This is a genomic window from Mycobacterium sp. M26, assembly GCF_001494595.1.
Lineage (GTDB): Bacteria > Actinomycetota > Actinomycetes > Mycobacteriales > Mycobacteriaceae > Mycobacterium.
In genome coordinates, this window is record NZ_LN929908.1 from 2975916 (window position 1) to 3001557 (window position 25642).

General features: G+C 66.9%; 22 protein-coding genes. 9 read left to right on the forward strand and 13 right to left on the reverse strand.

Annotation, left to right across the window (positions count from 1 at the left end):
- The first annotated feature begins 52 nt into the window (after nt 1-52).
- Nucleotides 53-1018 carry a PE-PPE domain-containing protein gene (locus tag BN3385_RS23595; RefSeq protein WP_082690614.1) on the forward strand — a complete coding sequence of 322 codons (966 nt, stop codon included), beginning with the start codon at nt 53-55 and terminating at the stop codon, nt 1016-1018.
- On the opposite strand, the gene aldR is transcribed toward BN3385_RS23595, so the two are convergent.
- A complete protein-coding gene (gene aldR / locus BN3385_RS23600) occupies nt 995-1507 on the reverse strand; it encodes an HTH-type transcriptional regulator AldR (protein WP_059022365.1) in 513 nt (170 codons plus the stop codon). The genes BN3385_RS23595 and aldR overlap by 24 nt on opposite strands.
- Nucleotides 1508-1601: 94 nt before the next feature.
- Between aldR and ald the strand changes: the two genes are divergently transcribed.
- Nucleotides 1602-2717 (forward strand): alanine dehydrogenase, encoded by a 1116-nt coding sequence (gene ald, locus BN3385_RS23605; protein WP_059020490.1) that lies wholly within the window; start codon nt 1602-1604, stop codon nt 2715-2717.
- 81 nt (nt 2718-2798) lie between these two features.
- On the opposite strand, the gene BN3385_RS23610 is transcribed toward ald, so the two are convergent.
- The 7 genes from BN3385_RS23610 to rpsO form a co-directional block, all read right to left on the reverse strand.
- On the reverse strand, nt 2799-3599 hold the full coding sequence (locus tag BN3385_RS23610) for a VOC family protein (RefSeq protein WP_059020492.1): 801 nt from the start codon (nt 3597-3599) through the stop codon (nt 2799-2801).
- 76 nt (nt 3600-3675) lie between these two features.
- The gene (locus tag BN3385_RS23615; RefSeq protein WP_059020494.1) at nt 3676-4059 is read right to left on the reverse strand and encodes a YchJ family protein; all 384 of its coding nucleotides are present in this window, start codon (nt 4057-4059) and stop codon (nt 3676-3678) included.
- Between the two features lie 5 nt (nt 4060-4064).
- The gene (gene bla, locus BN3385_RS23620) at nt 4065-4976 is read right to left on the reverse strand and encodes a class A beta-lactamase (protein ID WP_059020496.1); all 912 of its coding nucleotides are present in this window, start codon (nt 4974-4976) and stop codon (nt 4065-4067) included.
- On the reverse strand, nt 4973-5998 hold the full coding sequence (locus BN3385_RS23625; RefSeq protein WP_082690615.1) for a nitronate monooxygenase: 1026 nt from the start codon (nt 5996-5998) through the stop codon (nt 4973-4975). The genes bla and BN3385_RS23625 overlap by 4 nt, the downstream gene beginning before the upstream one ends.
- 4 nt (nt 5999-6002) lie before the next feature.
- Nucleotides 6003-7355 (reverse strand): M16 family metallopeptidase, encoded by a 1353-nt coding sequence (locus BN3385_RS23630; protein WP_082690772.1) that lies wholly within the window; start codon nt 7353-7355, stop codon nt 6003-6005.
- Entirely contained in the window at nt 7333-9579 is a 2247-nt protein-coding gene (locus BN3385_RS23635; protein ID WP_059020500.1) for a polyribonucleotide nucleotidyltransferase, read from the reverse strand. The genes BN3385_RS23630 and BN3385_RS23635 overlap by 23 nt, the downstream gene beginning before the upstream one ends.
- Nucleotides 9580-9872: 293 nt before the next feature.
- A complete protein-coding gene (rpsO, locus tag BN3385_RS23640; protein ID WP_059020502.1) occupies nt 9873-10142 on the reverse strand; it encodes a 30S ribosomal protein S15 in 270 nt (89 codons plus the stop codon).
- Nucleotides 10143-10317: 175 nt separating this feature from the next.
- Here rpsO and BN3385_RS23645 point away from each other — a divergent pair, with 175 nt between their 5' ends.
- Both BN3385_RS23645 and BN3385_RS23650 read left to right on the forward strand, forming a co-directional pair.
- Nucleotides 10318-10668, forward strand: coding sequence for an ArsR/SmtB family transcription factor (locus BN3385_RS23645; RefSeq protein WP_059020503.1), 351 nt, complete (start codon nt 10318-10320; stop codon nt 10666-10668).
- Nucleotides 10669-10671: 3 nt separating this feature from the next.
- Nucleotides 10672-11151 (forward strand): SRPBCC family protein, encoded by a 480-nt coding sequence (locus BN3385_RS23650; RefSeq protein ID WP_059020505.1) that lies wholly within the window; start codon nt 10672-10674, stop codon nt 11149-11151.
- Between the two features lie 6 nt (nt 11152-11157).
- Here BN3385_RS23650 and BN3385_RS23655 read toward each other — a convergent pair whose 3' ends face one another.
- Nucleotides 11158-12132, reverse strand: a complete 975-nt coding sequence (locus BN3385_RS23655) for a bifunctional riboflavin kinase/FAD synthetase (RefSeq protein ID WP_059020507.1) — start codon at nt 12130-12132, stop codon at nt 11158-11160.
- 125 nt (nt 12133-12257) lie between these two features.
- Here BN3385_RS23655 and mntR point away from each other — a divergent pair, with 125 nt between their 5' ends.
- The 4 genes from mntR to BN3385_RS23675 all read left to right on the forward strand — a co-directional run bounded on the left by mntR (nt 12258) and on the right by BN3385_RS23675 (nt 20648).
- The gene (gene mntR / locus BN3385_RS23660; protein ID WP_231748882.1) at nt 12258-12920 is read left to right on the forward strand and encodes a manganese-binding transcriptional regulator MntR; all 663 of its coding nucleotides are present in this window, start codon (nt 12258-12260) and stop codon (nt 12918-12920) included.
- A gap of 110 nt (nt 12921-13030) precedes the next feature.
- Nucleotides 13031-14089, forward strand: a complete 1059-nt coding sequence (locus BN3385_RS23665; RefSeq protein ID WP_059020511.1) for an oxidoreductase family protein — start codon at nt 13031-13033, stop codon at nt 14087-14089.
- A 3-nt stretch (nt 14090-14092) separates the two neighbouring features.
- Nucleotides 14093-15628, forward strand: coding sequence for an AAA family ATPase (locus tag BN3385_RS23670; RefSeq protein ID WP_059020513.1), 1536 nt, complete (start codon nt 14093-14095; stop codon nt 15626-15628).
- Nucleotides 15537-20648: a nuclear transport factor 2 family protein gene (locus BN3385_RS23675; RefSeq protein WP_156432865.1), complete on the forward strand. Its 5112-nt coding sequence runs from the start codon at nt 15537-15539 to the stop codon at nt 20646-20648. Before BN3385_RS23670 ends, BN3385_RS23675 begins: the two co-directional genes overlap by 92 nt.
- A gap of 34 nt (nt 20649-20682) precedes the next feature.
- Here the strand turns inward: BN3385_RS23675 and BN3385_RS23680 are convergent, their stop codons facing one another.
- Complete coding sequence (locus BN3385_RS23680; protein WP_231748803.1) at nt 20683-21855, reverse strand: cytochrome P450; 1173 nt, start codon at nt 21853-21855, stop codon at nt 20683-20685.
- A 214-nt stretch (nt 21856-22069) separates the two neighbouring features.
- On the opposite strand from BN3385_RS23680, the gene BN3385_RS28375 reads away from it, so the two are divergent.
- Nucleotides 22070-23083, forward strand: a complete 1014-nt coding sequence (locus BN3385_RS28375; protein WP_059020520.1) for an AraC family transcriptional regulator — start codon at nt 22070-22072, stop codon at nt 23081-23083.
- On the opposite strand, the gene truB is transcribed toward BN3385_RS28375, so the two are convergent.
- Genes truB through pptH form a run of 3 tightly spaced genes read right to left on the reverse strand, consistent with a single transcriptional unit; the run spans nt 23080 to nt 25561 of the window.
- A complete protein-coding gene (gene truB / locus BN3385_RS23690; protein WP_059020521.1) occupies nt 23080-23964 on the reverse strand; it encodes a tRNA pseudouridine(55) synthase TruB in 885 nt (294 codons plus the stop codon). The two genes, BN3385_RS28375 and truB, sit on opposite strands and share 4 nt — an antisense overlap.
- On the reverse strand, nt 23961-24629 hold the full coding sequence (gene pptT / locus BN3385_RS23695; RefSeq protein WP_059020523.1) for a 4'-phosphopantetheinyl transferase PptT: 669 nt from the start codon (nt 24627-24629) through the stop codon (nt 23961-23963). The genes truB and pptT overlap by 4 nt, the downstream gene beginning before the upstream one ends.
- Nucleotides 24626-25561 carry an ACP phosphodiesterase PptH gene (gene pptH / locus BN3385_RS23700; RefSeq protein WP_231748804.1) on the reverse strand — a complete coding sequence of 312 codons (936 nt, stop codon included), beginning with the start codon at nt 25559-25561 and terminating at the stop codon, nt 24626-24628. The genes pptT and pptH overlap by 4 nt, the downstream gene beginning before the upstream one ends.
- Between the last annotated feature and the right edge of the window lie 81 nt (nt 25562-25642).

Consider the following 25642-nt stretch of genomic DNA (forward strand, 5'->3'; position numbering starts at 1 on the left):
TTTCGGCCTCGATCCACCGCCGTGGGGTTACTGTCGGCGAGGGGAGGTCGGGATGTTCAGACGCACAGCACTGGCGGCAGGGATGATCACCGCACTGGTGGCGACCGCACCCGCGAGCCAGGCCGCGACCGTGCTGACCCTGGAGGGTGGACTGGTCGGCATGCAGAATCTGCTGCATTTCACCCCGCTGCAGCTGCAGGGCGACCTCTGCACGTCGCCCAACCACTGCCAGCCGGTCGACTACTTCGCCTTCCCGACAGGCACTTTCACCGATCAGGGAGCCGCCAACGTGCGGGCGGCCATCGCAGCACTGCCCGCCGACGAACAGGTGGTGCTGTTCGGACATAGCCAGGGCGGCCAGGTCATCTACTCCGACCTTCGGACGTGGGCGGCCGACCCGGCCCACGCGCCGGATCCGGCCCGGGTGTCGTGGGTGTCGATCGGCAACCCGGAGAACCCCTACGGCGGGCGACGATTGAGCACCGACGGCAAGGGGGTGACGTGGCTTCCCCCCGACACCGCCTACCAGGGCACCGAGGCGATCCGGCAGTACGACGGCTGGGCCGACTGGCCGGATGACACCTCGAACCTGCTGGCCGTGGCCAACGCGCTGGTGGGCATGTTCACGGTGCACTCGCGGTACTGGAACGTCGACCTCGCCGATCCCCGCAATGTCCGCTACACCCCCGAGGTGAACGGGGCACCGGGCAAGGTCACCTATGTGTGGGTGCCCAATGACACGCTGCCGCTGGTGGCCTGGGCCGGTCCCCTGGCCCCGGCGCTGGACAACGCGCTGCGCCCGATCGTGGAAAAGGCCTACCACCGCCCCGTCGACATTCCCGACCCGACACCACCCCCGGCCTCAGCAGCCGCAACCGCGCGGCACACGACGAGCCCGAGGCGCACCACGGGCGCGACCAAACGTCTCGCCGAACGTCACACCAGTGCAACGGCCGGCGCGCAGCGTCGCGCTGGGGTGACGGTCGGGCGTCACTCACAGCGGGGCAGCGCCCCGTAGGTGCTCGAAGATCAGCGAGGTCTGGGTACCGGCCACGTCGGCGTCGGCATTGAGGTTCTCCACCACGAAGGCCCGCAGATCGTCGGTGTCGCGGGCGGCCACGTGGATGATGAAGTCGTCGGCGCCGGCCAGAAAGTACACATCCATCACCTGTGGCTTGCGCCGGATCTGCTGGATGAAGGTGCCGATCTTGCCGCGGGCGTTGGACTGCAGGCTCACCGAGATCATCGCCTGCAACGAGAGCCCGATCGCCGCGGGATCGATATCGGCATAGAACCCGCGGATGACGCCCAGATCCTGCAGCCGGCGCACCCGGCCGTGGCAGGTCGAGGCGGCGATGCCGACGGCGTCGGCCAGGGCACTGTTGGAGATCCGGGCATCGGCGTGCAGCAGCGCCAGGATGCGCCGATCCACCTCGTCCAGATCGGCCCGAACATCCTTCGGCGCAGACACCGAAGGAGCCGTCGATTTCGCAGATCCTTCGACCATGACCACAGTTTAATGAATCTTTGTCAACCTCGTTGCTTAAAGTCCGCAGCTTCTTCACAATTCTTCTAAGCCAACATCCGACCAAGGAGCGATCATGCGCGTCGGCATCCCGACCGAGATCAAGAACAACGAGTACCGCGTCGCCATCACCCCGGCCGGCGTGTCCGAGCTGGTCCGCCGCGGCCATGACGTCATGGTTCAGGCCGGTGCCGGTGACGGCTCGGCCATCACCGACGCCGACTTCAAGGGCGCCGGTGCGCAGATCGTCGCCAGCGCCGACGAAGTGTGGGCCCAGGCCGATCTGCTGCTGAAGGTCAAGGAGCCCATCGAGGCGGAATACAGCCGGATGCGCAAGGGCCAGACCCTGTTCACCTACCTGCACCTGGCCGCCTCACGCCCGTGCACCGATGCGCTGCTGGCCTCCGGCACCACCTCGATCGCCTACGAAACCGTCCAGACCTCCGACAACGCGCTGCCGCTGCTGGCCCCGATGAGTGAGGTTGCCGGTCGGCTCGCAGCCCAGGTCGGCGCCTATCACCTCATGCGTACCCAGGGTGGTCGCGGCGTGCTGATGGGCGGCGTCCCCGGTGTGGCCCCGGCCAAGGTCGTGGTGATCGGTGGCGGTATGGCCGGCGACAACGCCGCCGCCGTCGCCTGGGGCATGGGCGCTCACGTCACCGTCTTCGACCTCAACATCAACATCCTGCGCAAGATCGACGCCGAGTACGGCGGCGCGATCGAGACCCGCTACTCCTCGCGTCTGGATCTCGAGGACGCTGTGAAGCAGGCCGACCTGGTGATCGGCGCCGTGCTGGTGCCGGGCGCCAAGGCGCCCAAGCTGGTCACCAATGAGACTGTCGCACAGATGAAGCCGGGCTCGGTCCTGGTGGACATCGCGATCGACCAGGGTGGCTGCTTCGAGGACTCCAAGCCCACCACCCACGACAACCCCACGTTCACCGTCCACAACTCGGTGTTCTACTGCGTGGCCAATATGCCGGGCGCGGTGCCGCGTACCTCGACCTACGCGCTGACCAACGCGACCATGCCGTACGTGCTGAAGCTGGCCGACAAGGGCTGGCAGGACGCCTGCCTGGCCGATCCGGCGCTGGCCAAGGGCCTGTCGACCCACGAGGGTCACCTGCTCAACGCCGAGGTGGCTCACGACCTGGAGCTGCCCTTCACCGATCCGGCTGGCCTGCTGGCCTGAAACCTCATGTGAGCCAACGGCTCACTCCCACACAGCGGACCGGGACAGCTCATGGAGCGTCCCGGTTCGTTGCATTCGGGGTCAGCCCATGCCGGCCGGCGGGTGGCCGAGGCAGATCAGGGCGCCCATCGGGTCCTTGATCGCCGCCAGGGTGCCGTACGGCGTCTGCTCGACCGGCATCAGGAGCTTGCCGCCGAGTTCCTCGGCGCGTGCCGCCGTCGCGGCCACATCGTCGACCGTGATGTACACCTGCCAGAAGGACGGCACCTCGGGCGGCATCAGCGGGGCCGCATCCATGATTCCCGAATACGCACTCTCACCGGCGAACACCTGTCCGTAGCGATCGGGGCCGACCGTGTCGGGGTCGCCGCCGGTGCCGATCTCCTCGATACGGGTGTTGAGGAGCGTGCGGTAGAACGCCAGCGATGCCTCGTAGTCCTTGCTCTGGCATTCGAACCAATACGGCGCCCCATGCTCACCCCACTCGACGAACCCGGGATGCGTTCCGGGCTGCCAGAATCCGATGACGGCACCGGCCGGATCGACGATGACCATCATCGACCCCAGGTCTCCGACCGGCATCGGGGGCACCATCACCTCCGCACCGGCTGCTTGCGCCGCCGACACTGTGGCGTCGCCGTCGGCGGTGTGCAGGTAGACCGACCAGATATCGGCCGGACCGTCTTCGGACATCCGCGGTGCCAGGCCGGCGACCCGCTTGCCGTTGCGGGTGAAGTTGCGGTACCCACCGAACTCCGGATGGGCGGGTTCTTCGAGCGTCCAGCCGAAGATCTCGCGATAGAAGTCCGCGGCGCGCGAAGGATCGCTGCTGACCAGGTCAAACCAGATGGGAGCCCCGACGGGGGCGCTGTACTCACTCACGGGCTAGTCCTTTCGGCACGGTGTCGACCCTAGGATTGACCGTCTCGGCGCCGAAAAATCATCGCGCCGCGCAACGTCAGTCGAACAGGTCGCCGTCGACGTAGAACCAGCGGCGGGCCCGGACGGCAAAGCGTGAGCGCTCATGCAGCGCCCCGGTCCGGTCACCGTCGCGGTAGTGCGCACGAAACTCGACCTCACCGCTCTGGTCCCCCGGGCCGCCGTCGACGGTGTCGAGGATCTGCAGACCGGTCCAGGTCAGACCGCCGGCGAGCTCGGGGGGCCGGGTCCGCGGATGCCAGGTCTGCCAGATGTAGTCGAGGTCGCCGACGGCATAGGCGCTGTAGCGGGCGCGCATCAGCTGTTCGGCGGTGTCGGCTTGTCGCTCGCCGCGGTGCAGTGGCAGGCAGCACCGGCCGAACGGTTCACCGGAACCGCAGGGACAGGCGTCTGTCGCGAGCACCGCGACTAGCCCTGGCCCCGCAGGGTGGGCAGCACCAGCGTGGTGACCTCGCCGATGAGCGGCCGCAGCGACTCGGCGTCGGCGTTGTCGGACTGGGTGCGGGTCATGATCGCCAGCAGAATGCGTTCGCCGTTGGGCCCGAACACAATTCCGATGTCGTTGGTGCTGGCGAAGTCGCCGCTGCCGGTCTTGTCGGCAGTGGTCCAGCCCGGCTGCAGACCGGCCCGCATGCTGGAGGTGACGTTGCCGCGCATCCAGTCCTCGAGCTGGCGGCGGTGTGCCTCGTCGAGGACGTCACCGGTGAGCATCGCCCGGAACCCGCCGCCGAGGGATCGCGGGGTGCTGGTGTCCCGCGGATCGCCGGGCAGTGCGGAATTGAGTTCGGTCTCCCATCGGTCCAGCCGGGTGCGATCGTCACCGATCGAGCGGGCGAACTCGGTGATGGCCGGCGGCCCGCCGATGACCGCCAGCAGCATATTGGCGGCGGTGTTGTCACTGCGCTGTAGTGCGGCCTGGCACAGGTCGGCAAGCGACAGTGCGCCGCCCGCCTTCGGCCCGGTGATCGGCGAATTGGGCAGCACCGCAGTCGGATCCACCATCCGGGTGTCGGTCATCCGCAGTTCGCCGCGTTGCGCCTTCTGCAGTACCCGGGCCGAAAGGTAGGCCTTGAACGTCGAGCACATCGCGAACATGTCGTTGTCGCGGTGAGCCACAGTGTGGTCGGCATCGAGGTTCTGCCCGTACACGCCGACGAAGGCGTTGTGGCGCTTCTCCAGCAGGCCGATCCGCTCATCGAGCGGCGGCAGCGGTTCGGCGGGATCGCTGTTGCGAGGCGGAGTGTAGGTGGTGTTCCCGCAGGCCGCGGCGACGGTCATGGTTGCCGCGCCCAGCAGCACCTGGCGGCGGGAGAACGTCATTGCAACTCCTCAGTGAGGGCGGCCACGATGTCGGCGGCGCTGCCCTCCTGGGTAGCCCGCCAGGCGGTGCCGGCCCACAAGTTGGTGCCGTGCGGGTCACCGGCGGCCACCGCGGCCCGCCGCATCGCCCCGGTCATCTGATGAATCTCCGGATAGCCCAGCGGGGCAACCGGATCGAAACGGTCGGTGAAGCCGTTGGCCAGGCCGCGGGCGTAGCGGCCGGAGAACGCGCACGTGACGACCGTGTGGGTGAACTGTGGGTCCGACAGTGCCTGCCGGTGAACGGGATTGGTGCCTGCTTCGTCACACAAGAGGAACGCGGTACCGACCTGCGCGGCCGATGCACCCAGCCCGAGCACCCGTCGCACATCGGCGGCCGTGGCGAGTGCGCCCGCGGCGATCGCCGGGATGTCGTGCGCCGCGACCACCGACGCCAGCAGCGAATCCAGCGGCTCGTCACCGGGCATGCGCGCCGGATCGAACGTGCCACGATGACCGCCGGCTCCGGGACCCTGCACCACCAGCGCGCCGGCACCCGCCGCCACGGCGGTCGCCGCCTCCTCGGCTGACGTCACGGTGACCGCGGTCAGCACGCCCCGGCCGGCCAGTGCCGCAAGGACGTCCGGCGAAGGGCAGCCGAAGGTGAATGAGGCCACCTCGGGTGCGGTGTCGGCGACGACGTCGAGCTTGGCCTGCCACGCATCGTCGTCGGGACGGGTGTCACCGGGTTCGGCGCCGTAGCGCTGCGCCAACGGCGCCAGCTGCTCGCGGTAGCGCTGCAATGCCTGCGCATCGGCCACCGAAGGCTGCGGGACGAACAGGTTCACCCCGATCGGCCCGCTGGTCAGCGCCCGCGCCGCAGCAATGGCGTCGGCGAAGGCCTGCGCACTCAGATACCCGGCAGGCAGGAAACCCAGACCGCCGGCATTCGATACCGCGGCGGCCAGGGCCGGAGTGCTGGGACCGCCTGCCATCGGCGCTCCGAGAAGGGGAACGGCCAGATCATGCAGGCTGAAAGTCAAGCTGCTAGCTCGCTATCCGTCGAAGAGGTTGGGGCAGTGATCGTTTCGAGCGTACCGGGCCCAGCACCGCCGCCCCGAACGGGTGCGAGAGCACCTCGCGGGCCACGGCGTTGACCTCGTCGAGCGTGACGGCATTGATCTGGTCGAGGGTGCTGGCCACGCTGCGGTACTCGCCGTAGTTGAGCTCGCTGCGGCCCAGCCGGTTCATCCGGGACGCGGAATCCTCGAGGCCGAGCACCATACCGCCGCGGATCGATCCCTTGGCGATGCGCAGCTCGGACTCGGTCAGACCGTCGCGGGCCACGCTGTCGAGCACCTCGGTGGTCAACCGGACCACCTCGTCGAATCGTTCCGGCAGGCAGCCGGCGTACACCGAGAGCGCGCCGCTGTCGCAGAACGTGTCGATGCTCGAGTACACCGAGTACGCCAGGCCGCGGGATTCCCGGATCTCCTGGAACAGCCGCGAACTCAGGCCGCCACCCAGTGCGGTGTTGAGCACCGACAGCGCCCAGCGGTGCCGCCAGTGCCGGCCGGGCACCCGCACACCCAGCGACATGTGAGTCTGCTCGGCGTCCCGGTTGATCAGCACCAGCCCGGGCCGCCCGGTCAGCCGGCCGGCGCCCTTGCGCGGCGGCTGCGGCTTGCGGCCGCGAATCAGCTTGGCGCCGAAGTACTCCCGCACCAGCCGGACAACCTCGTCGTGGTCGATATTGCCGGCCACGGCCACCACCATCCGCTCCGGGATGTAGCGGCGGACGTGGAACGAATGCAGCTGGGAGCGGCTCATCGAGGACACCGAGTCGACGCTGCCGATCACCGGGCGTCCGACCGGATGGTCGCCGAACATAGCCGACAGGAAGACGTCGCCGAGGGCGTCCTCGGGATCGTCGTCGCGCATGGCGATCTCTTCGAGCACCACGTCGCGTTCCAGCTCGACGTCGTCGACCGCGCAGCGGCCGTTGAGGACCACGTCGGCCACCAGGTCGATGGCCAGTTCGAGATCCTCGTCGAGCACGTGCGCGTAATAGCAGGTGTGCTCTTTGGCGGTGAACGCGTTCAGCTCACCGCCGACGGCGTCGACGGATTGCGCGATGTCCACCGCGGTGCGCGTCGGGGTCGCCTTGAACAACAGGTGCTCCAGGAAGTGCGCGGCACCGGCCACGGTAGGGCCCTCGTCGCGGGAGCCCACATTGACCCACACCCCGACCGACGCCGAACGCACCGACGGTACGAACTCGGTGACGACCCGAAGACCGCCCGGAAGGACGGTGCGCCGCACCGCAACCGGCGCGTCAGAGACGCGCCGGCCGCGGCGGAGCGATGCCCCTGAGGACTTAGCTGCTGGCGGTTGCGGCATCGACAGGAGCCGGTGCGGCGTCTTCGGCAGCGGGAGCAGCATCGTCGTCGACCAGGATCAGCGAGATCTTGCCGCGGTTGTCGATGTCGGCGATCTCCACGCGGAGCTTGTCACCGACCTTGACCACGTCCTCGACCTTGTTGATCCGCTTGCCCTTGCCCAGCTTCGAGATGTGGACCAGGCCGTCACGGCCGGGCAGCAGCGAGACGAAAGCACCGAAGTCGGTGGTCTTGACCACGGTTCCGAGGAACCGCTCGCCGACCTTGGGCAGCTGCGGGTTGGCGATCGCGTTGATCCGGTCGATGGCGGCCTGCGCCGACGGTCCGTCGGTGGCGCCGACGAACACCGTGCCGTCGTCCTCGATGGAGATCGAGGCGCCGGTCTCCTCGGTGATCGCGTTGATCATCTTGCCCTTGGGCCCGATGACCTCGCCGATCTTGTCGACCGGGATCTTGATGGCCGTCACGCGCGGGGCGTACGGGCTCATCTCGTCCGGGGCGTCGATGGCCTCGGCCATCACCTCGAGGATGGTCAGACGCGCATCCTTGGCCTGCGACAGCGCACCGGCCAGCACCTGCGACGGGATGCCGTCGAGCTTGGTGTCCAGCTGCAGGGCGGTGACGAACTCCTTGGTGCCGGCGACCTTGAAGTCCATGTCGCCGAAGGCGTCCTCGGCGCCGAGGATGTCGGTCAGCGCGACGTAGCGGGTCTCGCCGTCGACCTCGTCGGACACCAGACCCATGGCGATACCGGCGACCGGGGCCTTGAGCGGCACACCGGCGTTCAGGAGCGCCAGGGTGGAGGCACACACCGAGCCCATCGAGGTGGAACCGTTGGAGCCCAACGCCTCCGAGACCTGACGGATGGCGTACGGGAATTCCTCGACGCTGGGCAGCACCGGCATCAGGGCCCGCTCGGCCAGCGCGCCGTGGCCGATCTCGCGGCGCTTGGGCGAACCGACGCGGCCGGTCTCACCGGTCGAATACGGCGGGAAGTTGTAGTGGTGCATGTAGCGCTTGGAGGTCTCCGGTCCCAGCGAGTCGATCTGCTGGGCCATCTTGACCATGTCCAGGGTGGTGATGCCCAGGATCTGGGTCTCGCCACGCTCGAACAGCGCGCTGCCGTGCGCCCGCGGAACCACGGCCACCTCGGCGCTCAGCGCACGGATATCGGTGATACCGCGGCCGTCGATGCGGAAGTGGTCGGTGATGATGCGCTGGCGCACAAGCTTTTTGGTCAGCGAGCGGAACGCGGCGCCGATCTCCTTCTCGCGGCCGGCGAAGTTCTCACCGAGCTCGCCGAGCACCTCGTTCTTGATCTCGTCGGTGCGATCGTCGCGCTCCTGCTTGCCGGCGATGGTCAGCGCCTGCGACAGCGGCTCGGAGGCCACGTGGGCCACGGCGTCGTAGACGTCGGAGGCGTAGTCGGGGAACACCGGGTAGTCGGCGGTCTCCTTGGCAGCCCGGCCGGCCAGCTCGCTCTGCGCGGCGCACAGCGCGGCGATGAACGGCTTGGCGGCCTCCAGGCCTTCGGCGACCACGGTCTCGGTGGGCGCCTGCGCGCCACCGGCGACCAGGTCGATGACGTTCTCGGTGGCCTCGGCCTCGACCATCATGATCGCGACGTCACCGTCAGCGACCACCCGGCCGGCCACGACCATGTCGAACACAGCGTTCTCGAGCTGCTCGACGGTCGGGAAGGCCACCCACTGGCCGTTGATGAGAGCGACGCGCACGCCGCCGACCGGGCCGGAGAACGGCAGGCCGGCGATCTGGGTGGACGCCGAGGCGGCGTTGATCGCCAGCACGTCGTAGAGATCCTTGGGGTCCAGGCTCAGCACCGTGACCACGACCTGGATCTCGTTGCGCAGACCCGAGACGAACGACGGGCGCAGCGGCCGGTCGATCAGGCGGCAGGTCAGGATCGCGTCGGTGGACGGGCGTCCCTCGCGGCGGAAGAACGAGCCGGGGATGCGCCCGGCGGCATACATGCGCTCCTCGACGTCGATCGTCAAGGGGAAGAAGTCGAAGTGCTCCTTGGGGGCCTTGCTGGCGGTGGTCGCCGACAAGAGCATGGTCTCGTCGTCGAGGTAGGCGACAACCGAGCCCGCGGCCTGCTGGGCCAGCCGGCCGGCCTCGAAGCGGATGGTGCGGGTGCCGAAGCTCCCGTTGTCAATGACGGCGGTCGATTCGAACACGCCTTCGTCGATTTCTGCGACAGACATAGACGTCCGTACAGCCTTTCTGCATTCAGCTGTTTCGCGATGTCACAGATGAACCCAGCGGAACTGGGTGCGACGAGGCTTGCACCGTGATGCGGCTACGGCCGTCGATCGAAGCGGCCGGGCACTCCCCGGTTGAGATTGGGGCCCGGCAGCCACTACCGAAGACCGCCCGATCAGGGAAGCTTCGCTATGACACGCGGGAACGGGACACGCGGATGTGCGTGAACCGCACCCGATTGTTGGCGCCGCTAAGCGGCGCGTAACGACCCCATGTTACACGGCGGGGTATGCGCTCAGCGGCGCAGACCCAGCCGTTCGATCAGCGAGCGGTAGCGCGCGACGTCGACATCGGCGACGTATTTGAGCAGCCGGCGGCGACGGCCGACCAGCAGCAGCAGACCGCGCCGCGAGTGGTGGTCGTGCTTGTGCTGCTTGAGGTGCTCGGTGAGGTCGGAAATCCGCTTGGTCAGCAGCGCGACCTGGGCCTCCGGCGAACCGGTGTCGGTCTCGTGCAGGCCGTAGGAGCCCAGGATTTCCTTCTTCTGCTCGGCAGTCAACGCCACGAAAACATCTCCATCAATCGGTACCGCGTGGGGAATTCGGTCAAGGCCGCCGCGGACTGCAGCACATGCCGTGTCGGGGTGAACTCTAGCAGCGGGACCGCCGGGAACCGAAATCGCGGCAGGTCAGCGGCCAACCCCTTGACAACATACAACCAATTGGTTGTATGTTGTTGATGTGATCGTGGACGACGAGGAGCGGGCCGACGCCCTGTTCCATGCGCTGGCTGACCGGACCCGACGCGACATCCTGCGCCGCGCCCTGGCCGGCGAACACTCGGTGTCCGCGCTCGCACTGAAATACGAGATGAGCTTCGCCGCCGTCCAAAAGCACGTCGCCGTGCTGGAGAAGGCGGGGCTGGTGACCAAACGGCGCCGCGGCCGTGAGCAGTTGGCCCGCGGCGATGTCGATGCCGTGCGGTCGGTGGCCTCGATGCTCGACGAGCTAGAGCAGATCTGGCGGGGACGTGTCGCGCGCATCGACGAACTCATCTCATCCGACCCGACGGACCCGATTCAGGAGGACTGACCCATGCCCGTGACCGATGTGCAGCACGATCTCGACAACCTCACCCTGACCATCACCGCCGACTTCGCCGCCCCGGTGGCCCGCATCTGGCAGGTCTACGCCGATCCGCGGCAGCTCGAGAAGATCTGGGGCCCGCCGAGCTACCCGGCGACCGTCGTCGACCACGATCTGCGCCCGGGCGGCCGCGTCACCTACTTCATGACCGGACCCGAGGGCGACAAGCACGCCGGCTACTGGGAGATCACCGCCGTCGACGAGCCGGCCAGCTTCTCGTTCGTCGACGGCTTCGCCGATCTGGACTTCAACCCGAATCCGGAGATGCCGGTGTCACGCAATGTCTTCACCTTCACCGAGCACGACGGCGGCACCCGGGCCACCTACGTGAGCATCTACGCCTCGGCCGAGGCCCTGCAGCAGGTGCTGGACATGGGTGTGGTCGAGGGCGCGTCGTCGGCGATCAACCAGATCGACGCACTGATCTGAGACGGGTTACGACGAGGACAGGATCTGGCGGGCTTTGTCGGTGTCTTTGCCCATCGCTGCCACCAGGTCCTGTACCGAGTCGAACTTGAGCTGACCGCGCAGGCGGCTGACGAAGTCGACCGCGACGTGCTGGCCGTAGAGGTCGGCGTCGGAGTCCAGGACGAACGCCTCCACTGTGCGGGTGCGACCGGAGAAGGTCGGGTTGGTGCCCACCGACACCGCGGACTGATAGCGCTCCCCTGGGATCACCGATCCGGTGATCGGTCCGTGCCCGAGCACCGTGAACCACGCGGCATAGACGCCGTCGGCCGGGATCGCCGAGTACATCGGGGGTGCGACGTTGGCGGTCGGGAAACCCAGGCCCCGGCCGCGGCCGTCACCGCGGACCACCACACCTTCCACCCGGTGCGGACGGCCCAGAGCCTCGGCGGCGGCCACCACGTCGCCGGCGTCGACGCACGAGCGGATATAGGTCGAGGAAAAGGTGACGGTCTCGCTGCGGTGGTGCTCGGCAACCAGCGACATGCCCTCGACGGCGAACCCGAACCGCTCCCCGGCCTTGCGCAGCGCCGAGACGTTACCGGCGGCCTTCTTGCCGAACGTGAAGTTCTCCCCTACCAGCACCTCGACCACGTGCAGGCGCTCGACCAGCAGCTCGTGGACGTAGCGGTCCGGGGTGAGCTTCATGAAGTCCGTGGTGAACGGCATGACCAGGAAGACGTCGATACCGAGTTCCTCGACCAGCTCGGCCCGACGCGCCAGCGTGGTGAGCTGGGCCGGATGGCTACCGGGGAACACCACTTCCATCGGGTGCGGGTCGAACGTCATCAGCACCGTGGGCACGCCGCGCTCGCGGCCCGCTTTGACCGCACGGGCGATCAGCTCGGCATGTCCGCGGTGTACACCGTCGAACACCCCGATGGTCAGTACGCACCGGCCCCAGTCCGAGGGGATGTCTTCCTGTCCCCGCCACCGCTCCACGTGGGCAAGCCTACGACCCGCGGTTGCCGACCGAGGCGCTAGATCCCCAGATCAGGTAATGAATGCCTAAACTTTCGGGTGTGAGTCCTGACCAGAACCCCAACACCGGGGTGCGCGACCTGACCATGGTTGCCCAGGACTACCTCAAGGTCATCTGGACCGCCCAGGAGTGGTCGCACGAGAAGGTCAGCACCAAACTGCTCGCCGAACGGCTCGGCGTGTCGGCCAGCACCGCCTCGGAGTCGATCCGCAAGCTGGCCGATCAGGGGCTGGTGCATCACGAGAAATACGGTGCGGTGACGCTGACGGACCGGGGCCGCGATGCCGCGCTGGCGGTGGTGCGCAGGCACCGGCTGCTGGAGACGTTCCTGATGCGCGAGCTCGGCTACAGCTGGGACGAGGTGCACGACGAGGCCGAGATCCTCGAGCACGCCGTCAGCGACATGATGCTCGATCGCATCGACGCCAAGCTGGGCCATCCGACCCGCGACCCGCACGGCGACCCGATCCCGGGCGCCGACGGGCAGGTGCCCACCCCGCCGGCGCGGCAGCTGTCGGCCTGCGCGGACGGCGATGTCGCCACCGTGGCGCGGATTTCGGACGCCGACCCGGAGATGCTGCGCTACTTCGACGCCGTCGGCATCAGCCTGGACTCCCGGCTGCAGGTGCTGGCGCGGCGCGACTTCGCCGGGATGATATCGGTCTCGGTCCAGGCGGCCAACGGCGATCTGAGCACCGTCGAGCTGGGAAGCCCCGCCGCCCAGGCGATTTGGGTCGTCGCCTCCTAGGTTGCCCTACGCGCCGAGTGTGCGCTCAGCGCGACTCTCCGAGCGATTTTTCGCACTGAACGCACATTCGACGCCTAGAATCGGCCCATCGCCAGCGGAGGGCGGGACGCATGGGGTGGTTTCCGGTCGATCCGCAATCCATCACGCCCGAATGGCTCGGCGGGGTTCTCGGCGCCGAGGTTCGCGACCTCCGGATCGAACAGATCGGTATCGGCATAGGGATACTCGGGAGGCTCTACCGCGCCCATCTCGCCGGTACGAATGTTCCCCCCTCGGTGGTCGTCAAACTTCCCACTCTCGACCAGCAGGCCCGCACGGGGATGTGCGAGCCGCTGGATCTCTATCGGCGGGAGGTGTGTTTCTACAAAGAGATTGGGCTTGCTAACCCGCTGAAACCGGCCACCCCGTACTTCGTTGCCTTCGACGAGGACACCCACGATTTCGTGCTGGTACTCGAAGATCTGCGGGACCGACGGCTAGCCGACCAGACTGTCGGATGCTCCGCCGGCGATGCCCAGACCGTCATCGACGCGATCGCTGAGCACCATGCGTACTGGTGGGACAGCGATCAATTCAGCGCATTGCCTTGGCTGAGGGCCTACCAGACGCCACCGTTTCCCCAAGTGCTCGCGGCGGCCTTCGAGCAACGTTGGCCCCCTTTCCTCGAGCTGGTCGGCACCGACCTATCCGCCGAGATGCGGTCATTTGGCGACCGTCTACCCGTCTTGATGCCGTGGTATCTCGAACAGATTGCCCGCCCACCGATCACGTTCTGCCACGGCGATCTTCGCCTCGATCAGTTGTTCTTCGCCGTCCAGCCCAGCGATCCGCCTGTGACGGCGCTGGATTGGCAAGTCGCATCGCTGGCGCGCGGCGCCTACGACCTGGCCTACTTTCTGTCCCAAAGCTTGACCACGGAGACCCGCCACACCTGCGAAGCCACCCTGATCGATCGGTACCGACAACGCTTGGCGGAGCATGGAATCGATTACCCAGCAAACGAATTGCAGAGGGACTATCGACTCACCGCGGCATTGTGCTTTATCTACCCGGTGCTGGCGGCCGGCCAGATCGCCAACGACCGCCAGGTTGATCTGCTGCGAGTCATGGCGACCAACGCCGCGGCCGCTATCGAGGACAACGACGCCCTGGCGTTGAAGCCGGACTGACAGATGACGGCCCGCCCCTGTGCCGCGTGCGGCACCAAGAACGAAGCCGACGCCCGCTTCTGTGAGGGCTGCGGCGCGCCGATGGAGCGTTCCTGCGACTCCTGCGGTGTCATCGTCAGCGCGACGGCGCGGTTCTGCAAGTCCTGCGGCGCGGCTCTGGATAAGCGGGGCGGGCACAGCACGGACGGCCCGACCCGCAAGACCGTGACGGTGATGTTCGCCGACCTGGCCGGGTCGACGGCGTTCGAGGAGATCGTCGACGCCGAGACCGCCCGGGAGGTGATCGGCCGTTACCACGACCTCCTGGGCGCGACCGTCGAACGCCACCGAGTCGGGGTGACCAAGTACATCGGCGACGGGTTTATGGCCGTCTGGGGGGTACCTGAGATCGGACCCGACGATGCTGCGCGCGCCGTGGAAGCCGCCGTTGAGTTGCAGGAGCATTTCGTCGACTTCGCGCGCGAGGTCGACAACGTCCACGGGGTGTCGCTAGCACTGCGCGTCGCGGTCAACACCGGCGAGGTGGTGGTGGGGGCGGCCGATGCCGACCTTGTGGGCGACGCGTTGAATGTCGGAGCGCGGCTGGAGTCGGAGTGCCCGCACGGACATGTCGTGGTGGGTGAAGAAACCTGGCGCTCCACGCGGGGTCGGCACCGCTACGAACCGCTGGGCGCCGTCAGTGTGAGGGGCCGGCAAGCTCCGGTGTCGGTATACCGGTGGCTCGCACATCGATCCGAGGCAACCGAAGCGCTCACCTTTGTCGGCCGCGACGACGAATTGGGTCGCATTCGAAGGGTTTTCGATAACGCCGTCGCATTACGAACGGTACGCCTGGTCACTGTCACCGGCGATCCGGGTGTCGGCAAGACCCGGCTCGCCTCCGAGTTTGCCGGATCGCTACCGGGTACCCGGGTCATCGAGGTGCGATGCGCGGTCGAGGGCAGCCCGGCGCTGGCACCGGTAGTCGAGGTGTTGCGGCCGCGAGACCTGGACGCCGACATACCAGCCGACACCGCGGAGCGGGAACGTCTGCTGCGCGACCTGGCCGGTATGACGGCCGGTGTCCCTGGCTCAGTTGAGGAAACCTTCTGGGCGTTGCGTCGTTTCGTCGAAGTACTCGCCTCCGCCGGCCCGGTAGTCCTGATCGTCGACGACATCCAGTGGGCGGACAGCCTGCTGCTCGACTTCATCGAGCACCTCGCGGAGTGGATCCACGGCGTGCCGGTCCTCATGGTCGCACTGGCCCGCCCCGAACTCCGCGAGACCCGCCCCGACCTCGTTACCGTAGGCGGCTGGGTCACCGAAGCAGTCCGGCGAGACCCGCCCCGACCTCGTTACCGTAGGCGGCTGGGTCACCGAAGCAGTCCGGCTACGCGGTCTGGAAGCCGGCGCTACCGCCGAGCTGGCCGCGCAGGTCCTGGGCGGCGACCAGCTGCCCGACGAGCTGGTGAGCCGACTGCCCATCTCGACAGGTGGCAATCCGCTGTTCGTCCGAGAACTGGTCGGCATGCTGGTCCACGACGGAGTACTCGACCGTGACCCCGGTGGCTGGCGGCTGACGGTGCATGCAGCCGATATCGCCATCCCGCCGACTATCCAGGCGCTGCTGGCATCTCGGCTGGAGCGCCTCAAGTCCACCGATCGCCGAGTACTCGAGGTCGCCTCGGTGATCGGCACCGACTTCGCCGCGAGCGCAGTGTCGGAGCTGTCTGGACTCCCCGAGGTTGAGATCCTCGCCGTGCTGTCCCGGCTGCGCAGGATCGAGCTCGCGCAACCCACCGGAACCTACGTCGGAAACGAACCCGTCTGGCGGTTCCACCACGTGCTGATCCGCGACGTCGCTTACCGCAGGTTGCTCAAGTCCGAGCGGGCCGACCTCCACGAACGACTGGCGAACTGGGTCGAGGCCGGCGGCCCTAGTTTTGCCGTCGAATCGAACGAGGTGATCGCGCGCAACCTTGAAGCTGCTCATGGCTATCGAAGGGATCTCGGCCTTCGCGACGCCCACAGCGCCGAACTCGCCGTACGTTCCGCCCGAAGCTATCTCACTTCGGCGCGACGCGCCCTGGACCGCGACGAGCTCGTCTCGGCCGGCGGCCAAGCCGCGCGCGGGGCCGCCCTCGCCGCGGCCGACGGCACGTTGCATGCCGACCTGCTGTTGGTGGGCTGCGAGGCGTTCCTGTCCGGGGGCGACGTCGCAGCAGGATCCCCGTTCGTGGAGGAACTGGAGCGCATCGCCGGGGACTCCCTCGCGCCGTGGGCGATCTGCTATCGCTGCCAACTGGTGGTCTTGACCGATCCAAGCCGCCTACCTGAAGCCGACAGACGGTTACAGGAGGCCATCGACGAGTTCACCCGCCGCACCGACGCCGCCGGGCTCGCCAAGGCTCATCGAGTCCGAGCCAACACCCGGGCCCGGTTGGGCCGTATCGGCGACTGTGAGGCAGACCTGTTCGAGGCATTGATCGCAGCCCGTCGAGGTGGTGATCACCGGCAGATCACCGCAGCCCTCAGCGCCGCACCGAACGCCGCCCTGTGGGGGCCGAGTCCGGCGCCCAAGGCCGGTGGCCGCTGCCTGGATGTGGTTCGGATGCAACGGATGACCACGGCTGCGCCGTCATTGGAGGCGACCTCGCTACGTTGTCTGGCCGTGCTGGAACTGCTGCGCGGCCGTCCGGACAAGGCGAGGTCGATGCTCGCCGAAGCGCACAAGGTCGTTGCCGAACTCGGTCTGCGGCACGGCCTGATGGAGACCGAACTGTACGCCGGAATCATCGAGCTGATGGTCGGCGACGAGGCGGCAGCCGAGCCGCACTTCCGTACCGCACTCGAAGGCCTCGATGCACTCGGTGTCGGCGCCGACGCCGGTCAGGCCGCAGCGTTGTTGGCCAGATCCGTTCTGGCCCAGGGCCGTACCGAGGAAGCCGACCGGTATGCCGCCGAGAGCGAACGAATCGCCGGGCACAATCTCAAAACAGCAATTGCCTGGCGCGCGGTCCGCGCGGAGATCCTCTCCGCCCAGGCCCGCCACCTGGAGGCGGTAGCCAAAGCTCGTGAAGCCGTTGCGGTAGCGTCAGAAACCGACCTGGTTCTTGACCATGCCGACGCCTGCCTCGCGCTCAGCCGAGTACTGGCAGCCGCCGGTGATGCCAGGGCAGCCGATCGTGCCCGCCGCGACGCCGAGTCGCTCTATACCGCCAAGGATGCGGTGTTCATGCTGGGCCGGACCGCACCTGCGACAGCTGAACACCGGCCACCGGTCGGAGCCGCGCCCCCACGGCGACTGTCCGTCAACAACCGCGCAAGTCGGACCACCGACCTTCCTTCTCGCGCCGCCGAAACCGACGACGCTGATGTCATCTTCGCGATCTACTCCGAAGATGTCGTCTACGAGGATCACCGCGGCCTGCGCGGGGATCCCATCACAGACAGCGTTGAGTTCCGGGAAGCCGGGATGCGGAAGTATCAGCAGTACCCGCACGTCGATTGGCAGCCCGTGGCGGTGCGGGGCGAACGCTTGGTCCTGGTGCACGTGCACTGGACGGACGATTCCGGCAACGAAACGGCCTCCCTCGACATGTTCGAGATCGGCGAGGACGAGCTGGTCTGCTACCACGGGCGATTCGATGCTGATGATATCGAAGGTGCCTGCCGGGAGTTGGACAGGCGCTACTACGCCGGTGAAGGCGCACCGTATGCCGAGAGTGGGCACGGAACCTGCGCATTCCTCGAGGCCATGTGGAGCCGCAACGTGGAGGCAGCGCGCCGCGTGTGCCAGCCCGATTTCCGTTGGCGGGCATCGGCCGCGGCACTCAAGCCCACCGAGCGTTCACTCGACGAGTTCTTCGACTGGCTCGACGAACGCGCGCGACAGGTGTCCTCCCTCAAGGTGTGGACATCGGCTATCCGGTGGCTGTCGCCAGACTGCTATCTGGCACTGATTGAGATCCGTGGCACCGGCCAAGAGTTTGCTTGGAGCCGGATTGCGGTGGGTGAGTACCGCAGCGGCCTAGGAGTCTCGGTCCGCGAGTTCGAGGTCGAGGACGAGGACTCCGCGTTCTCCTACGCTGAGTCTCTTATCACCCAGCGTCCGCGCGGGCTCGTCGTGGACAATCAGGCCAGCCGGGTATCCGACCTGGTAATCGAAGCGTTCCAAACCCATGATGCTGAGGCGGCGATCAGTCAGTTCTCCCCCTGGATTAGCTACGAAGTCAGGCGCTCGATCTCCGGAGATCTGACAGCAGGTATCGAGTACCTGCGCGAGAGCGTTCCCGCCCTGCTCGAGCAATACGCTCATTTCGATGGCCACACCGTGGCTGTGCGCGGTGATCGACTCTGCCTCACACGGAGTCGCTGGTGGGACGACGCCGGAAACGAAGCAAGCAATCTGCACGTCGCAGAACTTGGCGAGGACGGGCTGGTGTCAGCGCTGATCTACTTCGACGGAGACGACTTCTGGACTGCCTATCGCGAATTGGAACGTCGCTACTACGGCGCAGAGGGCTCCGAATTCGCGGTCAATGGCCACGCCACCACCGACTGGGTGACGGCAATCAGCACCAACGATATCGAGGGCGTGCGCCGCGCCTCCCACCCGCAATTTCGCTGGATCGCTTCACCTTCCGCGCTGAAGGATCCCGAACGTACCGTCGAGGATATGTTCCGCTGGATGCAGGAGCGGGGACGGCAACTGGTGTCCCAACGACACTGGGTGCCGGTCCTGCGTTGGCTGTCGCCGGACTGCGCGGTCGGACAGGGAGAGATCGCGGGAGTCGGCACAGACGGCGAAGAGTACAGCTGGAACTTCCTATATGTGAGCGAGTGTCGCGACGGATTGCTAGTGACGATCCGGGAATTCGACAACGAATGGGCGGCATTTGCACACGCTGAATCCGTTGTCGCGCAGGGCCATACCAGGCTCGTATTGAGCAATACCGCTTCGCATGCGATAGATCGGATCGTCGCCGCCGCCGTGGCCGGTGACCTTGATACCATTGTCGATAGCTACGCCGAGCATTTCGACCATGCCGATCATCGCGCGATCAGCGGCGGACCTGTGACTGACAGGCCAGAAGTTCGGGCTGCGTGGCAGCGAATCACCGCCATGTACAACCGATTCGAGCACCACACCGTTGCCATTCGAGGCGATCGGCTCCACCTCGGGTTGTATCGATGGTCGGACGACTCCGGGAACCAGTCGAGCGGCTACGCACTCACCGAAGTGGGCGATCACGGTCGGATCATCTTTCAGGACCGCTTCGACGAGGAAGCTTTCGATGCTGCTTATCGTGAGCTGGAGACCCGCTACTACGCCGGACCAGGCGCAAAGTTCGCCGGACCGGGCATGACGACGGCCAGGTACGTCGAGACCAAGAACCGCGGCGACCTCGACACGCTCTTCGACGAGTTGAGCACACCAGACGTGCACATCGAAAGCCACTCTCGTTCAGTCTTTCTGGACCGCTCGGCCGAGGAGTACCGGGCCAGCCTTGAGGAGCTCACCGAGCTCGTCGAGTCGGTTCGGGAATGGCTGGCCGCCATCGAGTGGGTTTCGGCGTCCTGGTTCGTGGCGTTCCTCAAGCGTGACGCCGCCGGCCGCGAGGGTGAGCAGTACACCTGGACCCGCATTGTCGTGGGCGAAGTACGAGGAGGACGGTTCGCCGGTGCGTGCCAGTTCGAATGCGAGGACGAGGACGTCGCTTTCGCCTATGCCGAGGATCGGGTGCGGGATGCCGCGAACCCTCTGGCGGTGCGAAACTCAGCCGGTATCACGGCCCGGCGCCTCGTCGCCGCACTGAACGCCGCCAGCGTCACGAAAGTACTGGAATGCAGCACAGAAGACTTTGTCATCGACGACCGGCGGCGGATGGCCGGCGATACACTCCGCGGCCACGAGGCACTGCGCGCCGCAACGTTACGAGTCCTGGATCAGTTCAACACCTTCGACGGAAGCCCGTTGGCAGTTCGTGGCGAGCACCTGGTGCTCTACCGGACCAGATGGTCAGACGCGTCCGGCAACGAGTCAACGTATCTGCACGTTTTCGAACTCGGTGACGGCCGCCTTTCCGGCGAGGTCCGTTTCGAAGAAGACGATTTCGAGGCGGCGTATCGGGAGCTGGAGTCGCGTTACTACGCCGGCGAAGGGACCGCGTCGATGACATACGGCCAGTTCAGCACCGAGTACATCCTCACCATGAACCGGGCCGACTGGGACACCCTGTTCACCCAGATGACCACGTCCGACTTCCGGTTCGAAAACCATTCCCGCTCCGTGTTTCCCGATCGAACGGCCGACGATCTTCGCCGTAGCTTCGAAGAGCTCTACGGGATGCTCGAGTCGGCGCGTTCCTGGTTCTCTGCGCTTCGGTGGGCGTCGACAACGGTGTTGGCCGGCCGGCTGGAACGTCAGGGACTGGGTCGCGACGGTGAGCGGTACACATGGACACGAATCCTGGTCAACGAGTACCGCGACGGTCGGCTCGCCGCTGTTAGTGAATTCGATGCCGACGACGTCAATGCTGCGCTCGCCCATGCCCGTCAGCGTGCGGGTGAGGACTAAGAAACCCTGGGAAGTGCCCGGCGCCGCAGCGAAGTCAGCGCCGGATGCGCACCGGCAACGACGCCGGGCCCTGTAGCGAGGGCGTGGTCCCCCATCGCACCGGCCCCGCCACTTCCAGGCCGTCGACCGCGTCGAGCAAGTGATTCACCGCGGTAATGGACTCCAGCCGCGCGAGGTGGGCCCCCAGGCAGAAGTGCAGGCCGTGTCCGAAGGCCAGATGCCCGGTGGTGTCCCGGTGGATGTCGAGCCGGTCGGGCTCGGCGAACTTGTCCGGGTCCCGGTTGGCCGATGCGTACAGAAGCATGACCCGGCCGCCCGCCGGAATCACTGTCCCGCCCACCTCGTAGGGCCGGGTGGCAACCCGGGTTACCCACTGCACCGGAGACCCCCAGCGGGCGGCTTCCTCCACAGCGTTCGGGACCAGGCTCCGATCGGCTTTCAGCTCGTCGAACAGATCCTGGTCCTGGGCCATCCGCATCAGCAGCATGCCCAGCAAGTTGGTCGTGGTCTCGTTACCGGCAACCAGCAGGATCATCGAATACAGGAAGGCTTCGCTCGCGGAGAGTTCGCCACTGCTGCGCGCCTCGTGCAGTCTGGTGAGCAAGTCGTCAGCCGGATGCATTGCCCGGTGACGCATTTCCGACTCCATCAGGGCATGCATCAGCAGGTACCCCTGCAGGCTCGAGCCGATGATCCGGGTCACCTCCAGCAATGACCGGGGCGCGAACACTTGGGCGAAGCGGTTCGACACCTCGCGGAAGGTCGGCCACTGCTCGCGCGGGACTCCGAGGATGGTGGCGATGACGTTGATGGGCATCGGGACGGTCAAGGCGCTGACCAGATCGACAGTCTCGCCGCCGCGCAACGCGGCGATGGACTCGTCGGCGAGAACCTCAATATCCGAGGTCAACTGGTTGACAGCACGCTTGGTGAACGCCGGCGCCACGATATGGCGCAATCGGGTGTGATCCGGCGGATCGGCGAGCAGCACCACGCTCGGGCTGTAGCCGCGCAGGGTGATTCCGTCACGCGACGACAATGCTTCGCTGTTGCGAGCCGCGGCGTGTACATCCTCGTGACGACCGAGCATCCACACACCGAGGCGTTCGTTGACGACGACGGGGTGTTCACGGATCCGTCCCAGCGCGGGATACGGGTTGACGATGTTGTCGGGCAGGGTGGGATCAAAGGTACTGCGCGGCAGCATTTTCGGCGCTGCATGGGCACGCGGTCGGCGGATGTCGCGATACGCCCCTGCGGCGACCGGTCGCCACAGGTCGGACAGGGATGATCGGGCAGCCGCGGCAATAGCGCGAGGTGGGGGCGTTCTGAGAACGTCAGTCGGCATAACCATCAAGTTAGGAGCCCGCAAGCGCCGAAAGAATGTCCTTATCGGACACCAACTTGATAGTTTCGGACACATGGCAGCCATTTCCGGACTCGATATCGCCCGATCGTCGGCCACCGGACGGCATATCGTGGACGTCGCCGAACAGCATGGCCTTGACGCCATGGCGTGTCTGGCCGGCACCGGCCTGTCGCCCGATGACCTGAGCAATCCCAACGGCGAGATCAGTCCCGCCCAGGAGCTGGCCATCATCCGAAATGTCATCGCCCACTTGGGTAACCGCCCCGGACTGGGTATGGAGGCCGGCTCGCGGTACAGCCTCGCCGACACCGGCATCCTCGGCTACGCCTTGATGTCGAGCCCGACGTTCGGGGATGCCATCGACGTGGCCTGGCGCTACAGCGCGCTGTCGGCCTCCTATCTGAGTCTGGCCGCACCCGAGCTCGTCGGGGACGAGGCAGTCGTGGCGATCGACGACACCCAAATCCCCTCGGACGTCCGGCAATTCCTGATCGAACGCGACTTCAGCATGGCGGTACGGCTCTTCCCGATGCTGATCGGCTCGCACCATCCGCCGATGTCGTTTCGGATCGAACTGGCCGAGACCACCTTGCCCGTCGACAACGTCGAGATCGACGACCTGACGATCCGGGTGACAGCCGGGGACCGCAATGCGTTGGTCTTCCCCGCCGACCTGATCGACCAGCCGATGCCCGCGGCCGACCCCCAGACCGCGGCGATCTGCATCCGGGAATGCGAGCAACTGCTGGACCGGCGGCGTACCCGTCGCGGAATCGCGGCCGCCGTGCGATCGCGGATCATCCAGAACTCCGCACAGATTCCGTCGATGGCCGAGGTGGCCAAAGGACTGTGCATCACTGAACGGACGTTGCACCGCAAGCTGACCGCAGAGGGCACCAGCTTTCGCGCTCTACTCGACGAGGTGCGTGCCACGCTGGCGGCCGAACTGCTCGACTCCGGTTTCACCGTCGAGGAGACCGCCCGGCGGCTCGGCTATTCCGAGACCGCGGCCTTCACCCGCGCGCACATCCGTTGGAACGGTCATCCCCCGAGCCGGCGCGGCTAGAGCGTGGCGGGCCGGATCACGACTACCGACTTCGTGCGAGATCCCTTGTCTTTTAACAGCGCGATCACCCGTCCATCCGGATCGGTCGCGGCGTAGACCCCGTCGATGCCGGCCGAGGGCAGCGGTCTGCCGTGGCCGCAATCATCGGCCTGCTCGGTGGTGATGTCGCGGCGTGGGAACGCCAGCAGGCAGGCTTCGTCGAGCGGATAGCTGAGCTGAGGATCCTCGGCCAGCGTCTCGAGTGTGCGGGCGTGCTCAAGGCCGTAACCGCCGACCCGGGTGCGCCGCAGCGCCGTCAGGTGTCCCCCGACCTCAAGGCCGTCGCCGAGATCGCGCGCCAGCGCGCGGATGTAGGTGCCCGACGAGCAGTCCACCTCGACGTCGAGGTCCACGAACGGGCCCTCCCGGCGGACGGTGCGGATCTCGAAGCGGTCGATGCGGACCGGCCGCTGGGCCAGCTCCACCTCCTGGCCCTCGCGGGCCAGCTGGTAGGCGCGCTTGCCGCCGATCTTGATGGCGCTCACCGACGACGGCCGCTGCAGAATGTCGCCGCGCAATGCCGCGACGCCGGTCTCGATCTGCTCGTCGGTGATGTGCTCGGCCGAAACATCCTGCAGCACCTCACCTTCGGCGTCGTCGGTCGTGGTGGACCGGCCCAGGCGGATCGTGGCGGTGTAGGTCTTGGAGGTGGCGGTGAGCAGACCGAGGATCTTGGTGGCCCGCTCGATGCCGATGACGAGCACGCCGGTCGCCATCGGGTCCAAGGTGCCGGCGTGGCCCACCTTGCGGGTGCCGAACATGTGGCGGCAGCGGCCGACCACGTCATGGCTGGTCATGCCGGCCGGTTTGTCGACGACAACGATGCCGGGTGGGGGGCTCACAGCACGATCGCCGTCAGCGCCAGACCACCGCCCACCGACCAGCGGCCCTCGAGCTGTGTCAGCGGTGGTCCGGACCGGGCGGCCGGGTCGATGAGAATTCGGGAGACGAAACTGCCGCTGAGGCCGCTGGCGTCGACGTCGAAGGTGATGTGGGCGTCCTCGAATCCGAGCCAGCGCTCGGTGAGCGGGAACCACGCCTTGTAGGTTGCCTCCTTGGCGCAGAACAGAACCCGGTCCCAATGCAGCCCGCCGGGCAGCTTGGCGATCTCGTAGCGTTCGACCGGCAAACTGATGGCGTTGAGCACCCCGTCGGGAAGCACCCCGTGCGGTTCGGCGTCGATGCCCACCGAACGCACCGCCTCGCTGCGGCCGACCACCGCGCCGCGATAGCCCTGGGTGTGGGTCAGACTGCCGACCACTCCCTCGGGCCAGCAGGGTTCACCCTTGTCTCCCTTGAGAATCGGCACCGGCGGCAGACCCAGTTGCTGCAATGCCACCCGCGCGCAGTGCCGCACGGTGACGAACTCGTTGCGCCGCTTGGCCACCGACTTGGCAATCAGCGGCTCCTCTTCGGGTAGCGGCGTCAGGTCCGGCGGGTCGTCGTACAACTCCGCATAGACCAGACCGGTGACCTCGGGCAGCACCGCCCGCATCAGCTCGCTCATCCGCGTCGGCTGCGCAGCCGGTCCCGGAACTTCTCCGACTGCTCCTTCATCTCCTGGGTGATCACGAAGTGGCCGCCGAAGTCGTTGAGATATCCCGGCGCGTACTGCGGATCGGGCAGGATCTGCCGCATCCACCGATAGGGCTTGCGGCGCCGCCATTCTCGCGGGTAGCCGACCGAAACCTCTTCGAAGCGCACACCGTCGTACCAGGTGGTGCGAGGGATGTGTAGGTGGCCGTACACCGAGCACACCGCGTTGTAGCGGGTGTGCCAGTCGGCGGTCTCGACGGTTCCGCACCACAGCGAGAACTCCGGATAGAACAGCACGTCGCAGGGTTCGCGGCGCATCGGAAAGTGGTTGACCAGCACGGTCGGCGTCATCCAGTCCAGCTCTTCGAGACGCTTACGGGTGTAGGCCAACCGATCTCGGCACCACGCATCGCGCGTTGCGTACGGCTCGCTCGACAGCAGGAACTCGTCGGTGGCCACAATGTTGGCGGCCTTGGCGATCGCCAGCCCCTCGGCCTTGGTGGTCGCCCCGGCCGGCAGGAAGGTGTAGTCGTAGAGCAGGAACATCGGCACGATGGTCGCCGGGCCGCCCTGCTCGGTCCAGACCGGGAATGGGTGCTCGGGGGTGATGACGCCCATCTCGTCGCACATGTTGACCAGGTAGTCGTAACGGGCCCGGCCGAAGATCTGCATCGGGTCCTTGCCGGTGGTCCACAACTCGTGATTGCCCGGCACCCAGATCACCTTGGCGAACCGGCGCCGCAGCAGATCCAGTGACCACCGGATGTCGTCAGTGCGCTCCGCCACGTCGCCGGCGACGATCAGCCAGTCGTCCGGTGTTGACGGGTACAGCGATTCGGTGACCGGCTTGTTGCCGGTGTGACCGGTGTGCAGGTCACTGATCGCCCAGAGTGTGGGAGCCACAACCAGCCAGCCTACTGGGCGTCCCCGAAGTCGTGTGATGCGCCGCGACGGGCAGGCGAAGCCACGCGCCTGATCCGCATT

Coding starts and splice junctions, on each gene's coding strand:
- BN3385_RS23650 (WP_059020505.1), top strand. CDS start 10,672: ATGCCCGTGACCGATGTGCAGCACGATCTCGACAACCTCACCCTGACC.
- BN3385_RS23595 (WP_082690614.1), top strand. CDS start 53: ATGTTCAGACGCACAGCACTGGCGGCAGGGATGATCACCGCACTGGTG.
- BN3385_RS23670 (WP_059020513.1), top strand. CDS start 14,093: ATGACGGCCCGCCCCTGTGCCGCGTGCGGCACCAAGAACGAAGCCGAC.
- BN3385_RS28375 (WP_059020520.1), top strand. CDS start 22,070: ATGGCAGCCATTTCCGGACTCGATATCGCCCGATCGTCGGCCACCGGA.
- mntR (WP_231748882.1), top strand. CDS start 12,258: ATGGTTGCCCAGGACTACCTCAAGGTCATCTGGACCGCCCAGGAGTGG.
- BN3385_RS23680 (WP_231748803.1), bottom strand. CDS start 21,855: ATGCTGCCGCGCAGTACCTTTGATCCCACCCTGCCCGACAACATCGTC.
- BN3385_RS23635 (WP_059020500.1), bottom strand. CDS start 9,579: ATGTCTGTCGCAGAAATCGACGAAGGCGTGTTCGAATCGACCGCCGTC.
- BN3385_RS23630 (WP_082690772.1), bottom strand. CDS start 7,355: ATGCCGCAACCGCCAGCAGCTAAGTCCTCAGGGGCATCGCTCCGCCGC.
- bla (WP_059020496.1), bottom strand. CDS start 4,976: ATGACGTTCTCCCGCCGCCAGGTGCTGCTGGGCGCGGCAACCATGACC.
- ald (WP_059020490.1), top strand. CDS start 1,602: ATGCGCGTCGGCATCCCGACCGAGATCAAGAACAACGAGTACCGCGTC.
- BN3385_RS23665 (WP_059020511.1), top strand. CDS start 13,031: ATGGGGTGGTTTCCGGTCGATCCGCAATCCATCACGCCCGAATGGCTC.
- aldR (WP_059022365.1), bottom strand. CDS start 1,507: ATGGTCGAAGGATCTGCGAAATCGACGGCTCCTTCGGTGTCTGCGCCG.
- pptT (WP_059020523.1), bottom strand. CDS start 24,629: ATGAGCGAGCTGATGCGGGCGGTGCTGCCCGAGGTCACCGGTCTGGTC.